Consider the following 14,364-nt stretch of genomic DNA (forward strand, 5'->3'; position numbering starts at 1 on the left):
CGGGATTACAGTATACGGCTAATCAACCGGTCAATACGGATACGGCGCAGACGGCGGATCAACTTGCGCACTTTGATCGGGTACTGCTGGATGCTTTGCAGTTCCAGGTAGTTCCCCACGACGGTGGTGTGAGTGCGGATGCACTCCAGCTCTTTATGCCGTTGCTCACGCATCTCCTGCTTGGGATCGTGGATCAGAATGGCATTTTCCAGATCCAGCCGCCAGGCGCGCGGATTGAGGTTATTACCGGTAATCAACTGCCATTCGTCATCGACCCACATGCCTTTCAGGTGGTAGCTGTTATCGCCGTCTTTCCACAGGCGAACAATCAGTTGGCCGGTATCGACATAGCGCTGCAAGCGGCTGAGAAAGCGTCGCAGGTTGATTTCGTACAGATAAGGCAGGGCGCCGATAATTTTGAACGGCTGATCTTCCGGAATATAGAAATCATTGGCGGTTTTGTCGCCCACAATAATTTCCACCTGTTTGCCCTGGCGCAGCAGATAGATGATATTGCGCACCAGCAGGGCCGGCAGGTTGAAGTAAGGGGTGCACAGCGTCAGTTTCTGATCGGCACAGGACATCAGATGGTGAATGGTTTTATTCAACACGCTTTGCTTACCCAGCCCAACCAGCGGCGTTACCGCCAGCTCATCGTTGCCCGCCTGGTTGCGAAACTGATAACCGGCTCGGCGCAGACCGAAACGAAATAAGCGAGTTTCGTTTTTGATCTCCGGGCTCTTGGGACGATCGTCACGATCCAAACGTTGCACGGCACCGGCGGTCAGCAGGTGCTGCTTGATGTAATCGATCATGGTATTGGCCAATTCGCCATTGGTGATCAACTGGTAACGATCGTAGCGGTATTTCTCATGCTGATGCAGGTAAACGTCATTGATGCTGGCACCGCTGTAAACCACGGTATCGTCGATCACAAAACCTTTCAGGTGCAACACGCCCAGGGCTTCGCGGGTATTCACCGGCACGCCGTAGATTGGCACGGAAAGCTCTGGGTGCTGGTCTGCCATTGAGCAATACCAATCGGCGTTGGTATTGGCGGCCGCGGCGCCGATGCGTCCACGCTGGGCACGATGCCAGTCGACCAGAATGCAAATCTCCAGCGCCGGGCACCGCTGCTTGGCTTGATAAAGCGCGTTGAGAATATCGCGTCCGGCGTCGTCATGCTCCAGATACAGAGCGACCAGATAAATGCGTTGGGTGGCGTTAGCGATCAATTCCAGCAGCGTGGCACGGTAATCAGACGGTGTGTACAAAGTACGTACATCAGCTACCGTCTGGGGGAGTTTGGGCAGTTGTGCAAGGTGTTGTTGATGTTTGCTACGTTTAAATTTTGACAACATCACAGTGCGCTTCTTCTCTCATGATTAGATGGCCGGAACGCCAAATACGGGAAAACAGTAAATCGAATAATCGGGCGATAATACCACTAGTTGTCCCGATTGTGCGTATGTTTTGGCGTTAAGTGGTGGATTCGTAGCGCATTGCGACACAGGTCACTGCGCTTCTTCCGCCTGCAGCGGCAGGGTCAAATTGACGATACCGTCCTCAAGCTGCACATCGATGCCAAAGCCCAGCCGTTGCGCCAGCGCTATCATTCCGCGGTTATTAGGCATGGTGATGCCGGTCAGGCGGGCCAACCCGTGGGCGCGGGCATAGGCAATCATTTTTTCCAACAGTTGACGCCCCAGACCGAGCCCTTTCAGATCTGAACGCACCAGCACGGCAAATTCCGCGTCGGTATTATCCGGGTCGGAGAGGGCTCGTGTTACGCCAATGATTTGGTCATCCCGCACCGCGACAAAAGCCATCTCCCGATCGTAGTCGATCTGCGTCATGTTAGCCAAATCGTCATGGGTAAACTCGTTGATCTCACTGAAGTAGCGATAGTAGAGATCTTCCTTGGTCACGCGATCGATAAAGTGTTTCAGCGCGGGTTCATCTTCTGGCAGGATTGGCCTGAACAGGCATTGCGAGCCGTCTTTCAATCCGATGGTTTCTTCCAGCTCATGAGGGTAAGGACGGATCGCCAGCCGTGCCTGCGGATCACCTTCGAACGGAGCAAGCTGCATGGAAACGTCGAGCAGGGTGAATTCGCTGCCAGAGGCCAGAACCGGGTGGATATCCAGACGGGTAATTTCCGGGCAGTCGAGGATCAGATTGGACACCTGCACCAGCAAGCGGCTCAGTCCAGGGATATCCAGCGGTCGTAAAGCGCTGCGGCCGCGAATTTTTCCGCCTTTCACCGCCTGCAATACCAGATAACGTGCCAGCGCCATATTCAGCGGCGGCAGCGCTACGGCGACCTGATTTTCCTGGCGCCATTCGATACCGCCTTCACCCAGCATGATCAGCGGGCCGAAAATGGCATCTTGCTCCACCGCGATACGAAGCTCCTGCGCTCCGGCGCGGTTGGCCATGCTCTGAACCAGCAGGCCGTGAATGCGCGCTTGTGGATAGGTACGTTTAACGCGGTCGAGAATTGCCTCAGCGGCGCGTTGTACCTCGGTAGCGGTGCGCAAATAGAGCATTACACCCTGAACTTCAGACTTGTGCGGAATATCGGGGGAGCGCAGCTTCAGGGCCACCGGATAGCCAATTTGCTCGGCAATATGCACGGCTTCGGCGCTGTCTTCGGCAATCCAGGTAGGCAGCGTCGTCAGGTCATAGGCCTTTAGAATCGACTGTACCTCGTGGGTATCGAGCTGCGTTGCGCCTTCCGCCAGCGCCTGCTGAATCAATCGGTGAGCGTCGGCGGTGTTGGCCGTCAAACCGACCGGAAGCGCCGGGGTTTCTTTAAGCTGTTTCTGATTACGGCGATATTCCACCATATGCATAAACGCGGTTACTGCACCTTCCGGCGTTCGGTAGGTGGGAATACCGGCTTCGGTAAATAACCGGCGGGCTTCTTGCGAAGAGTACTCGCCGCACCAGTTGGTCAGCAAAGTCACGCGTTTGCCACGCGGGTGCTGACGCACGGCCTCGATAATACGTTCGGCGGTCAGGGTGCCTGGGGCTGCCGCGCTAGGTGCGTGGATCAGCAATAAAGCGTCGTAGTCGTGGCTGTCGAGCAGGGTCTTGACCGCCGCCAGATAGCGCTGCGGTGTTGCATCGTCTCGCAGGTCAATCGGGTTGCCGGCGCGTATAAAGTCGGGCAAGGCGTCACCCAACTGCGCCAGGATCTCGTCTCCCAGCGGCGCCAGCTTGCCGTTGCGTCCCAGCAGTTCGTCCAACGCCATTGCCGCCGGTGCCGCACCGTTGCTGACGATCATCAACCGCTCTCCGCGCAACGGATGCATATGGCTCAGCGTTTCCACTGCCGAGAACAGCTCGTGGGTATCCTGTACGCGCAGTAAACCGGCGCGTTGGATTGCGGCATCGTAAGCGGCATCCAGCCCCTGCTGACTGTTTAGCAACAGCTGGGCCTGCTGACTGCGTCCGCTTTTGACTACCAGAATGGGTTTGTTGCGCGAAGCACTGCGCGAGGCAGATAAAAAGCGGCGCGCATCGCTGATGTTTTCCAGATACAGCAGGATGGCGCTGGTTTTACTGTCGCGCGCCAGAAAATCCAGCAGGTCGTCGACGTCAATATCCAGGCTGTCGCCCAGCGCGATAAAATAGGAAAAGCCGACTTCGCGTTGCTGTGCCCAGTCGAGAATGGTATTGGCCACCGCGGCGGACTGGGAAATAAACGCCAGCTTGCCCTTCAGGATCGGTACCGGCGAGAAACTGGCGTTGATGCCTTGCCAGGGGGCCAGCAGGCCCAGGCTGTTCGGCCCCAGCAGGCGCATCGAATAACGCTGCGCGCAGGCTTTCAGCTCGGCGAACTGTTCTGGCGGCGAGGAGAGCACAATGGCCGTTTTGCAGCCGCGTTTGCCCAAATCCTCAATCAAGGCCAGATTGCGATGCGCATGGGTACACAGTATGGCCAGATCGGGGCTGAGCGGCAGGCTGGCGACGTCCGGGTAGGCCATGACTCCGCATACCGCCTTATAACGCGGCGTGACGGGCATGACCGGCCCGTTGAAGCCGCCGGCCAGCAGGTTGCTCATCATCAGGTTGCCGGCGCGGCCAGGCTGCTGTGAAGCGCCGAGAACGGCAATCGATTTAGGACGTAAAAGCGCTTCTAACCCTCGCTGGCTCATGCACGGCTCCTTTATATCCGTTATCCTTCAAAAGACAGGGGTGTTGGCTGCCCTCTCTCACCCTGGTCACTTAGTTAACTAAGCTCCCTGGGATGCGTTCAGTTGCCGCCTACCTGTCTTTCGAATGCTATTGGCTATAGGCAACATTACCGCCTTGATTCTAGGCGTTTTACAACGGCTTTGCTGTGACCGGTGCCTCCGGGCGAGTAGGTTTCCCTGCCAGATACTGTTGACGGAAGTAGCGAAAATGCTCAGCCAGGCCGTCGGCCGCGGCGGTATCACCGGCCTGTTGCAACAGCGCTGTCGCCACTTCCGCGGTGCAGTGCTGCTCGGTGCGGCTGGCTTCACGCAGTTGGTAATTTGAGGCAGCGGTAACATTGAGCGAAAACACCGGAAACTGATTGAGGTACGGGCTTTTGCGGAACATCTTGCTCGCCTCGGTCCAGGTGCCATCGAGCATAATAAACAGCGGCGGTTTGCCACCGACGGGCAGTTCGCTGAATACCGGTCGTTCAGGGGCGGCATAAGATGCGGGAAACACCACGTAAGGCTGACGTTCGGGATCGTTAATCGCCGCCAGCAGGCCAGGGTCAACCTCGGTACGTGACCAAAGAAACGCCTGGGTGTCCGGCAGAATATCGGCGATCAATCTGCCGGTATTGCTTGGTTTGAGCGGTTCTGCGCCAAACATGATCAGGCAAAAACGACTGGCGGCCGGCTGCGGCTGGATAGTGTCACACAGGCAGTTTTTTTGTGGCAGCAGACACCTCTGACAACGCGTAATGCGGTTGCCACGCGCCAGAAAAGGGCGGGTTGATCGTTCCAGGCGAAACTGGCGCAGGCGAAGTACGGCGTTGTCGGTCATAAAGATCCCGGGGAAAAAACGCCATTGTAACGCAGAAAAAAGCCCGACGGGAGCGTTCGGGCCGGTTTGAAATGCGGCGGTGTCATTGACAATGGGCAACACCGCCTGGACTTTCTGCGTTAAACTAGTTCATTGAGCCAGTTATCAAACGGCGTTTTCGGCATGGCGCCATTGAGCATGTCGACCATTTTTCCGTCGCGGAAGAGCATAATGGTCGGGATGCTGCGGATGCGGAAACGGGCGCTCAGTTCCGGTTCAGCCTCGGTATTCACTTTTACGAAGCGGACTTTACCGGCGCGCTCTTCGGCAACGTCTTCGAAGATCGGCGCAAAGCTGACGCAAGGGCCACACCACGGTGCCCAAAAGTCGACCACCACCGGCAGGCCATCCTGCAGCAGCGCGTCCAGTGTCGCGGCGGTGGCATTGATCACTTCACCGTCAAAAAGCGCATGGCCGCAACGGCCGCATTTTGCGCCGTCAGCCACACGATCTTCAGGTACGCGGTTGGTGGCATTACAAGCGGGACAAACTGTATTCATGATGACCTCGGATACTGGGAAAGCACGACATACCGCATTCGGGTTGCGGAGATGTATCTTTAATGCTGCTTATTATCGTTAAAAGCGCGTCAATGAACAAAGAGGTTTGTTCAATGAATACGATAGTTGTTAGCTTTTAGCGCAAGTAGGTGGCTTAGCACCCCAACATCAGGTAATCTTCGCGCCCTGCGCGTTGGTGGAGAAGAAAATGAACGATTCATTTAGTGGCAAGAACGGTAAAGTTAAAGTGATGTACGTCCGCAGTGACGACGACAGTAACGGCGACGACCGTAACAAGAATAAGCGTCCGGCCGGCAAAGGCCGTCCGGCAGACGGTGCTCGCTCTTCGGGCCGTACCGGTCAGGACAAGCCGCGCGGTAACAACGATCGCCGTGGCTCTGGCTCTGATTCCCGCCGCAGTGAAAGCGATCGTCCTCGCCGTCCAGCGCGTACTGAAGACCGTGGCGGTTATGATTCGCCATGGAAAACCGTGTCTCGTGGTCCGGAAGAAGAGCCGGCGTTCGATCACGGTGGCATCAGCGGCAAAAGCTTTATCGATCCAGAGCAACTGCGTCGCCAGCGTGCGGAAGAAACCCGCGTGTACGGTGAAAACGCCTGTCAAGCGCTGTTTGCCAGCCGTCCGGACGCGATCGTCCGCGCCTGGTTCGTGCAGTCGGTCACGCCGCGTTTTCGTGAAGCGCTGCGCTGGATGGCAGCCAACCGCAAAGCCTACCACGTGGTAGATGAAGAAGAACTGGCCAAAGCGTCCGGCACCGAGCACCACGGCGGCGTATGCTTCCTGATCAAAAAACGTCAGGGCCTGGATGCGCAAACCTATCTGAAAGAAGCACCGGCGAAGGACTGCGTGCTGGCATTGGAAGAGGTGGGCAACCCGCACAACCTGGGCGCTATCGTCCGTTCTTGCGCACACTTTGGCGTGAATGGCGTTCTGTTGCAGGATCCGGCATTGCTGGAGTCCGGTGCGGCGGTACGTACCGCAGAAGGCGGCGCGGAACACATCAAGGCGATCAGCGCAGATGACTTCCTGTCGGTGCTGGATACTTTCCGCAAGGCCGGTTACGCCATCGTGACCACTTCTAGCCATAAAGGCACCCCATTGGCACAGGCTAAGCTGCCGGCCAAAATGGTGCTGGTGTTGGGGCAGGAGCGTGATGGCCTGAGCGACAGCGCCTGGCAGCAGGGTGATATGAACGTGTCTATCGGCGGTACAGGCAAGGTAGAAAGCCTGAACGTATCAGTCGCGACCGGCATTTTGCTGGCCGATTGGTGGCGTCAAAACCAGGCTTAATATCCGTCGCCTGGCTGCAACGGTATAAATAAAAAACGGGCGCCTCTGGGCGCCCGTTTTGCTTTCTCTGGTTTAGTGAGCGCCGCCGCCCCCACCGCCGGAGCTGAACGGCGGTTTCGCCACCCAGACCAGCACCAGCAGGACCAGGAACACCCCGGCCGACAGCCAGAAGATCTCGTTGGCGGAGATAATCAGCCCCTGCGCGGTGATCTCGTTGGCGATGTAGGCCGAAGCCTGCTGCTTGCTCATGCCAATTTGTTCCAACTGCCGGTACATCTCTTGCGACTGTGGGTTGTAAGGATTCACAAACTCCGTCAGCTGCGAGTGATGCTGCGATTCTCGCTGGGTCCACAAGGTCGTGGTGATCGATGTCCCGATCGACCCCGCCAGTGTTCGAGTAAAGTTCGACAGGCTCGATGCCGCCGCCATGCGCTCCGGCGGCAGGCCGGACAGCGTAATGGTGGTCAATGGCATAAAGAAGCAGGCGATGGCGAAGCCCTGAATAAACTGCGGCCAGGCCGAGGCGCCGAAGTCCATTCCCGGTTCAAAGGTATAGGCGCGCCAGTAGAAGCACACCGCATACATAATGAAACTGAAGGTCACCAATCGTCTCATATCGAGCCGGTTGCCGAACTTGCCGATGATCGGCGACAGCAATACCGGTATCAACCCGACGGGCGCCGAAGCCAGCCCTGCCCAGGTGGCGGTATAGCCATAAACCTCCTGCAGCAACTGCGGCAATAGCACAATGGCGCCGAAGTACAGCATGTAGGCCAGGCTGATACACAGGCAGCCGACGGTAAAGTTGCGCGATTTGAACAGTGACAAATCCACCACCGGGTGGTCGTCCGTCAGTTCCCAGACAATCAGGAACAGCAGCGCCACCACCGCCACCACCGTCAGAACGATGATCTCGGTCGAGTTGAACCAGTCGAGCTCCTTGCCCTGATCGAGCATCACCTGCAAAGATCCTATACCGACGATCAGCAGCACCAGACCGACGGTATCGATCGGTTTGATCTCGGTTTTGGTTTCCCTGCCTTTCAGCGTCGACATCGCCACCAGGATCACCACGGCACCGATCGGGATGTTGATGAAGAAGATCCAGCCCCAGTGATAGTTGTCACTGATATAACCGCCGAGGATAGGCCCGAAAATGGGCGCAACGATCACTGTCATCGACCATAGTGCCAGGGCCATCGCTCGCTTGGCGGGCGGATAGTTGTTCAGCAACAGACTCTGCGACAGCGGGATCAACGGCCCCGCGACCACACCCTGGATCACGCGGAAGAAGATCAGCATGCCCAGACTGTTGGAAATGCCGCACAGCCAGGAGGCGAGTACGAACAGCGCGGTGGACCAAAGGAACAACCGCACTTCACCGATGCGCTTTGCCAACCAGCCGGTGATCGGGATGGAAATGGCGTTCGCCACGCCAAACGAGGTGATCACCCAGGTTCCCTGCGAGTTGGAAGACCCGAGGTTACCCGCAATCGTTGGGATCGCCACGTTGGCAATGGTGGAGTCCAGCACCTGCATAAAGGTCGCCAGGGCAAGCGCGACCGTCATCCAGGCGAGCTGAGCACCTTCAAGCGGTTTCTGTGCCAAGGTAGCCTCCCGCGCGCTTAACCGGCATTCGCATGGATCACGTCGGCGATCATTTGGTTAACCGGTGCCAGGTTCAACGCCAGGGCGTCGCTTTGGTACAGCGGTTTGTCGCGCACCACGTCAGACAGCACGCGGCCGTCCAGATTGGTGGTGTCAACTTTAACCAGGGTCGACAGACCGATACGCAGCGGATGATCGGCGATTTGCTTGGCGTCCAGTTCAATACGTACCGGCAGACGCTGAACCACCTTGATCCAGTTACCGGTGGCGTTCTGCGCAGGCAGCAGTGAGAAGGCGCTGCCGGTACCCATATCGATACCGACCACTTTACCGTTGTACACCACGTCATCACCGTAAATGTCACTGACTACGGTAGCCGACTGGCCGATACGCATATTGGCGATTTGGGTTTCTTTGAAGTTGGCATCAACCCAGATGTGATCGGCTGGCACCACTGCCATCAGCGGGGAACCGGCGGCGATTTGCGCGCCAACCTGTACGCTGCGGCGTGAGACATAACCGGTGATCGGGCTGATGATTTTGGTCCGTTGCAATGCCAGCCAGGCGTCACGCATTTGCGCGGCGGCCTGTTGAATGGCCGGCTGCTGCTCCAGCGGGGTATTCAATACCATCGCCTGGTTAGCGTTGTATTGCTGCACCGCCACTTCCAACGCCGCCTTGGCGCTGTCGACTGCATCGCGAGCATGTTGCAGTTCTTCACGGCCGATAGCATCAACGCTGCCGAGCACGACGCGGCGTTTCAGATCGTTTTCAGCCTTGCTCAGGTCAGACTTGCGCAGGGCAATATTGGCCTGATACTGCTTGCTGTTGATGATCAGCTGGTGGGTCTGACGCACGCTATTGGCCAGGCCGGTTTTGGCGCGTTCCAGCGCCTGTTCGGCATCGGTCGGATCAAGGGTAATCAACACGTCACCCTGTTTCACATAGTCGGTATTGTCGAAGTTGACGCGGTTAACGCTGCCGTTCACCTGGGCCATGATCTGGACCTGGTTACCGGAAACATAGGCGTCGTCGGTTTCCTGATGATGACGTAACACCAGGAACCAATAGACTAAATATGCCACCCCAATAACGATGAAAATAACCGTCAGCAGCAGCAGCCAAAATTTACGCTGCTTCTTTTTACCTGCCGGTTGCTGCGGGTTTTGAGTCTCCGCGCTTGCGCTCATGGTGTTCTCCAAGCTCTCTATTTTATTATGCTTTTGAACCCGTAGCGGCCGGGGCCTGATAGCCACCGCCCAGCGCACGGATCAGTCCTATCTTCGCCTGCAGCAAATTGCTGCTGGCATTCAGTTCCGCCTGCTGCTGCTGCAAAAGCTGCGTTTGGCTGGTCAACAACTGGTCGCGCCCGATAATCCCTGCCTGGTATCGAGCGTTAGCGACGCGGTACACCTGTTGCATCGATTCGGACGCAGATGCCGCCTGCAGCTGCTGTTGCGCAGTGCTTTGTTGGACGGTGATGGCATCGGCGGTTTCCTGCACGGCATTCAGGATGGTTTGGTTATAGGACTCCACCGCTTGGTCATACAGCGCGGACTCCTCACCCAGCTTGCTGCGCAGCGCACCGGCGTGGAAGATCGGCAATGAAATTGCCGGCATCACGTTCCAGGCCTGGCTGGCCGCTTCAAACAGATTCGGGCTTGTCCCACTGGTGTTGGTGGTGGTCAGGCCGGCAAAGGCTGAAATGGTCAGGCTGGGGTAAAATTCTTTACGGGCGGCGCTGACGCGCTGGTTATAGGACTCCACCAACTGGCGCTGTGCGGCGATATCCGGACGTTTACCGAGCAGATCGGCGGTCAGTTCACCTTTTGGCGCCATCAAACTGCTGGCGGGAAGGGCCACCGGGCGCAGGTGTTGCATGGCGTTCGGGCCCTGGCCTGCCAATGCGGCCAGTTGGTGTCTGAGTTGTTCAATCTGCGATTGCAGTTGCAGGATCTGCTGCTTGGCGCCGTCGGCTTGCGCCTGGGTTTGTTGCGGAACATCAACGCCGGTGATGCCGGCCTTATATTGCTGTTGGCGCAAGTCCGCCAGGCGTTGGTTGTTGTCCACTTCCTGCTGCAACAGCTTTTCCAGCGCGAAATTGCTTTGCAACTGGTAATAGGCGGAGGCTACCGAACTGGTCAGCGTCAACGCGGCCTGTTCCTGCTCGGCGCGGGCCGCATCGACCTGTGCCTTGGCGGCGTTGACCTGGTTGCGGTATTTGCCCCACCAGTCGAATTCATAGGCCAGGTTCAGCCCCAGCGAGTTGGAGGTTTCGTAGATCGGTTGATGAGGATACCCCAGCCCCAGGTTCACGTTTTGCGGCACTTTCTGGCGATTGCTGCTGGCGTTGAGATCCAGATTCGGCCCGTTGGCGGCGCTGGCTTCCCCCATTACGCTTTGTGCTTCGCGTACGCGTGCCGCTGCCTGTCGCAGCGAAGGGGAGCTTTGCAGCGTCTGGGTCATCAGCGCGTCAAGTTGCTGGTCGTTAAGCGCGCGCCACCACTGCGGGCTGACGTTCAACGAGCTGACCTTCGGCTGCGCAAGCTGCAGAGCCTGCGGATCCATCAGGGTGGATTGCGGGGCAATATTATCGGTAGACGCACACCCGGCCAGCAGTAATACGGCGAACAGTGGGGTGAATCTCCAGTTAAATGGGGATCGCATAGTATGTATGTACCTGAACAGAAATTATTGGGATAACTGTTCTGTAACTTCCATCTGGTCCAGGCGCGTCAACAGCTTACGCGTCAGCTTTTCAAGCTGTTGCTGTTCATCATCGTTCAGCGTGGACCACAGGAAATGCAGACACTTGTGCTGCGGCGGCAGCAATTGATTGAGAAACTCTTCTCCCTGCGGCGTCATGTGCAGGTGCAGGCAGCGACGATCGTTGTCGCTTTCACGGCGTTCAATCCAACCGCGTTTCTCAAGTTCGTCGGCAATGCGCGTGGCATTGGTCCGTGACGAGCCCAGGGCAGAGCTTAGCTCAGAAGGCTGAATGCTGTGGCTTTCCTGCGCATCCAGGGTAATCAGCGCCATAAACAATGTTTCGTTAATCCCTTGTGCTTTCAGCATTTTATTGCGGTTTTCCAGCAGCTTGCTTTGCATGTGCATGCACAGGCGGGTCAGCAGGATTTCCTGATAAGGGAAATCTTTCTGACGCTTGGCGCGGAAATTAAGCATTTGTTCAATGGGAGCAAACGAGCTTTCCATAATTTTGGGCCTCATTAGTTTCGTCCGAGATAGTAACGATAGTGATTAATAATGTAAATGTTCAGCAGGGTGATTAATTTAGCAATTCGTGTCATTTGTCAGCGGATTGTCAATAAACCCACTTTAAGCAAAAGGGTTAATGCGACGTGCTGCCTAAGATTAAAGGTTACCCTGACTGAAAATCATAAATAACTTTAATGTAATGCCAAAGGATGCCGCGCCAATCAGCGTCGACAAAATGATGCTTTTGGTTCGGTAAAAACACAGGCCCAGCGCGGCGAAACCGACCAGAGTGGGCCACAGCTTGTCCGGTTCACGCATCACTACCGGGGTGCTGGAAACCACCAGCAACGCGCAGATTGAGGCGATGCCGATGCTGTCGAGCAACAGTGCGGTTTTACCGCGTTTGATTCCCGGTTGTGCCCGCGCAGGCGCCAAACGCAAGGGTAAGTAGCGGAACAGATAATTAGCACAGCCGACCACCAGGCCGATCACCAGCACATCAGTGTTCATCAATGGACTCCGTTGCCGAGGGTTGGAACAGGGCTGCGATACAACCGGCGCTGATGCCGGCCAAAATGGCCACTGGGATAGAGAACAGCACTACGCCAAGCAGCGCACCGGCCAGCGCGGCGGCGATGGTCAGGCTTTGCGGGCGTTTGAATGCCGCCAGCAGGAAGCTGAGGAACAGCGCCGGCAACATAAAGGATAATGAGGCTTCAATCACCGGGAACTGCTCTAGTGGCCCATTGCCGAACACGGCACCCAGCGCGGTGCCTGCGACCCAAGACAGCCAGGAGCAAAGCGAGATGCCGATCATCCAGTTCTCGCTCCAACTGCGGTTATTGCGCATCAATTTAGCGGTGGCGGCGGCGAACACTTCATCAGTCAGGCCAAAGGCCCAGAGCGCAGTTTTGCCGCCCGACATGCGCGAGACGATGCGATGGCGCAAAGCAGGACCATACAACAGGTGCCGTATATCCATTGCCATCACGGTCAGCGCGGAAACCCACAGTGACATACCGGCGCTTAGCAAGGCGGTGATCACGAACTGGCTGGCGCCCGCATAGATGATGCAGGAGAAGAAAATGCTCTCTAGCGGGGAGAACCCCAGCTTAACGGCGCTAAGGCCAAACGCAAAAGCCACCGGCACATAGCCGATAACGATCGGTAAACTGTCGACAATGCCGTGGGTGAAGGTGGAACTGACGGCTGGGGGATTGATACTTTCTGCAGCTTGGCTTTGCATAATGTATTTGAATCGCAGGGTATATAGGGAACCAATAGTTTATCCCCAGAACATTACCAGAGAGTAAGTAATGTTTATACCCTGCGCCGCTAATAAATTTCCGCTATGACTATTCGCTTGCTAATCAGATGGCCGCCGGTCCCTGGGGATCATGACGCTTGCCCAACCACCAGGTGAGCAGGTTAAACAGGCACAAAATGCCCCCTGCTGCAGCGACCCCTGTCCACCCCGCGTGCTGATAGGCTGAGGCAGACAGCAGCGAACCCAGAGCGCCGCCGATAAAATAGCTGGTCATGTAGCCGGCCGTCAGGCGATTGCGCGCTTCCGGCATAATGCGATAAATCACGCTCTGGTTGGTAACGTGTACGGCCTGCACGGCCAGATCGAGGATCAGAATACCGACGATCAGTGCCCACAGCGATTGTTTAGCGAAAGCGATAGGTATCCACGACAGCAGCAGCAGTACCAGGCCTACCGTAGTGGTTAATCCCGCCTTGCCCTGATCCGCCAAATGCCCGGCACGGGAGGCGGCCAACGCTCCGGCGGCCCCCACCAGCCCGAACAGGCCGATGACCCCTTCGGAATAACCAAAAGGCGGGGCCGCCAACAGGAAAGCCATTGAGGTCCAGAGCACGCTGAAGTTGGCAAAGGACAGCGCACCGAGCACTGCACGGGTTCGCAGCAGCGGTGAACCGCAAAACAGGGTGAAAATAGACTTCAGCAACTGAGGGTAATTCAGTCCGGAGTGCTGTTTGTAACGTGGCAGCGCGCGCCACAAGATCAACGCCATCAGGATCATCAGCACGCTGGCCACCCAGTAAATGGTGCGCCAACCGCCGATTGAAGCCAGTGCACCCGCTACGGTACGTGCCAAGAGAATGCCGAGCAGCAGGCCGCTCATAATGATGCCAACGGTTTTCCCGCGTTTTTCCGGGTGTGCCAACGTAGCGGCCAACGGCACCAAAATTTGCGCCACTACCGAGAACAACCCGGTGAGGGCCGTCCCCAGGATCATCATCGGCAGCGTGGTGGAGCTGGCGGTGATCAGCATGCCTCCGGCGGCCAGCAGCGTCATAAACACGATCAGCCCACGACGTTCAAACATATCGCCGAGCGGCACCAGCAGCAGCAGGCCTACGGCGTAGCCCATTTGGGCGGCGGTGACGATAAAACCGGCCTGATTGACCGATAGCCCAAAGTTTTGGGCGATGGTTTCCAGCAGTGGCTGCGCGTAGTAGTTACTGGCGACGGCCAAACCGGTGGCGATGGCGATCAGCACAATCAGTGCCGGGCTGAGGCCTGGAGGTGAATTTTGTTGGCTCATTGGTTTCAATCACAAGAAAAAGTGGTGCAAGTATCGGGCAGGACAGCGGGTTAAACCAATGTATAATTTTCATCTGATTAATCTCATTTAGAGA

At 56.8% G+C, this 14,364-nt stretch carries 12 protein-coding genes; 1 reads left to right on the top strand and 11 read right to left on the bottom strand.

Going from position 1 to position 14,364, the window contains the following annotated elements; translation table 11 throughout:
• Positions 1–5: 5 nt before the first annotated feature.
• The 4 genes from pssA to trxC form a co-directional block, all read right to left on the bottom strand.
• The gene (gene pssA / locus ACMGG1_RS04315; protein WP_046372786.1) at positions 6–1,361 is read right to left on the bottom strand and encodes a CDP-diacylglycerol--serine O-phosphatidyltransferase; all 1,356 of its coding nucleotides are present in this window, start codon (positions 1,359–1,361) and stop codon (positions 6–8) included.
• Positions 1,362–1,514: 153 nt separating this feature from the next.
• Complete coding sequence (locus ACMGG1_RS04320; protein WP_122080066.1) at positions 1,515–4,163, bottom strand: bifunctional acetate--CoA ligase family protein/GNAT family N-acetyltransferase; 2,649 nt, start codon at positions 4,161–4,163, stop codon at positions 1,515–1,517.
• A gap of 169 nt (positions 4,164–4,332) precedes the next feature.
• Positions 4,333–5,028 (bottom strand): tRNA-uridine aminocarboxypropyltransferase, encoded by a 696-nt coding sequence (locus ACMGG1_RS04325; RefSeq protein WP_409325753.1) that lies wholly within the window; start codon positions 5,026–5,028, stop codon positions 4,333–4,335.
• A gap of 119 nt (positions 5,029–5,147) precedes the next feature.
• On the bottom strand, positions 5,148–5,567 hold the full coding sequence (gene trxC, locus ACMGG1_RS04330; RefSeq protein ID WP_041414882.1) for a thioredoxin TrxC: 420 nt from the start codon (positions 5,565–5,567) through the stop codon (positions 5,148–5,150).
• A gap of 208 nt (positions 5,568–5,775) precedes the next feature.
• On the opposite strand from trxC, the gene ACMGG1_RS04335 reads away from it, so the two are divergent.
• The gene (locus ACMGG1_RS04335) at positions 5,776–6,876 is read left to right on the top strand and encodes a tRNA/rRNA methyltransferase (protein ID WP_020828322.1); all 1,101 of its coding nucleotides are present in this window, start codon (positions 5,776–5,778) and stop codon (positions 6,874–6,876) included.
• A 72-nt stretch (positions 6,877–6,948) separates the two neighbouring features.
• Here the strand turns inward: ACMGG1_RS04335 and emrB are convergent, their stop codons facing one another.
• The 7 genes from emrB to ACMGG1_RS04370 all read right to left on the bottom strand — a co-directional run bounded on the left by emrB (position 6,949) and on the right by ACMGG1_RS04370 (position 14,270).
• A complete protein-coding gene (emrB, locus tag ACMGG1_RS04340) occupies positions 6,949–8,484 on the bottom strand; it encodes a multidrug efflux MFS transporter permease subunit EmrB (protein WP_048761023.1) in 1,536 nt (511 codons plus the stop codon).
• Positions 8,485–8,501: 17 nt separating this feature from the next.
• Positions 8,502–9,674 carry a multidrug efflux MFS transporter periplasmic adaptor subunit EmrA gene (emrA, locus tag ACMGG1_RS04345; protein ID WP_046372788.1) on the bottom strand — a complete coding sequence of 391 codons (1,173 nt, stop codon included), beginning with the start codon at positions 9,672–9,674 and terminating at the stop codon, positions 8,502–8,504.
• A 25-nt stretch (positions 9,675–9,699) separates the two neighbouring features.
• Positions 9,700–11,151, bottom strand: coding sequence for an efflux transporter outer membrane subunit (locus ACMGG1_RS04350; RefSeq protein WP_116691875.1), 1,452 nt, complete (start codon positions 11,149–11,151; stop codon positions 9,700–9,702).
• A gap of 24 nt (positions 11,152–11,175) precedes the next feature.
• Complete coding sequence (mprA, locus tag ACMGG1_RS04355) at positions 11,176–11,697, bottom strand: transcriptional repressor MprA (RefSeq protein ID WP_020828318.1); 522 nt, start codon at positions 11,695–11,697, stop codon at positions 11,176–11,178.
• 159 nt (positions 11,698–11,856) lie between these two features.
• A complete protein-coding gene (ygaH, locus tag ACMGG1_RS04360) occupies positions 11,857–12,210 on the bottom strand; it encodes an L-valine transporter subunit YgaH (RefSeq protein ID WP_020828317.1) in 354 nt (117 codons plus the stop codon).
• The gene (locus ACMGG1_RS04365) at positions 12,200–12,946 is read right to left on the bottom strand and encodes an AzlC family ABC transporter permease (protein ID WP_116691877.1); all 747 of its coding nucleotides are present in this window, start codon (positions 12,944–12,946) and stop codon (positions 12,200–12,202) included. Before ACMGG1_RS04365 ends, ygaH begins: the two co-directional genes overlap by 11 nt.
• Before the next feature lie 124 nt (positions 12,947–13,070).
• Complete coding sequence (locus tag ACMGG1_RS04370; RefSeq protein WP_048761032.1) at positions 13,071–14,270, bottom strand: MFS transporter; 1,200 nt, start codon at positions 14,268–14,270, stop codon at positions 13,071–13,073.
• Positions 14,271–14,364 lie beyond the last annotated feature (94 nt).

It is taken from the genome of Serratia sp. BNK-12, assembly GCF_047456085.1.
Taxonomy (GTDB): domain Bacteria; phylum Pseudomonadota; class Gammaproteobacteria; order Enterobacterales; family Enterobacteriaceae; genus Serratia; species Serratia liquefaciens.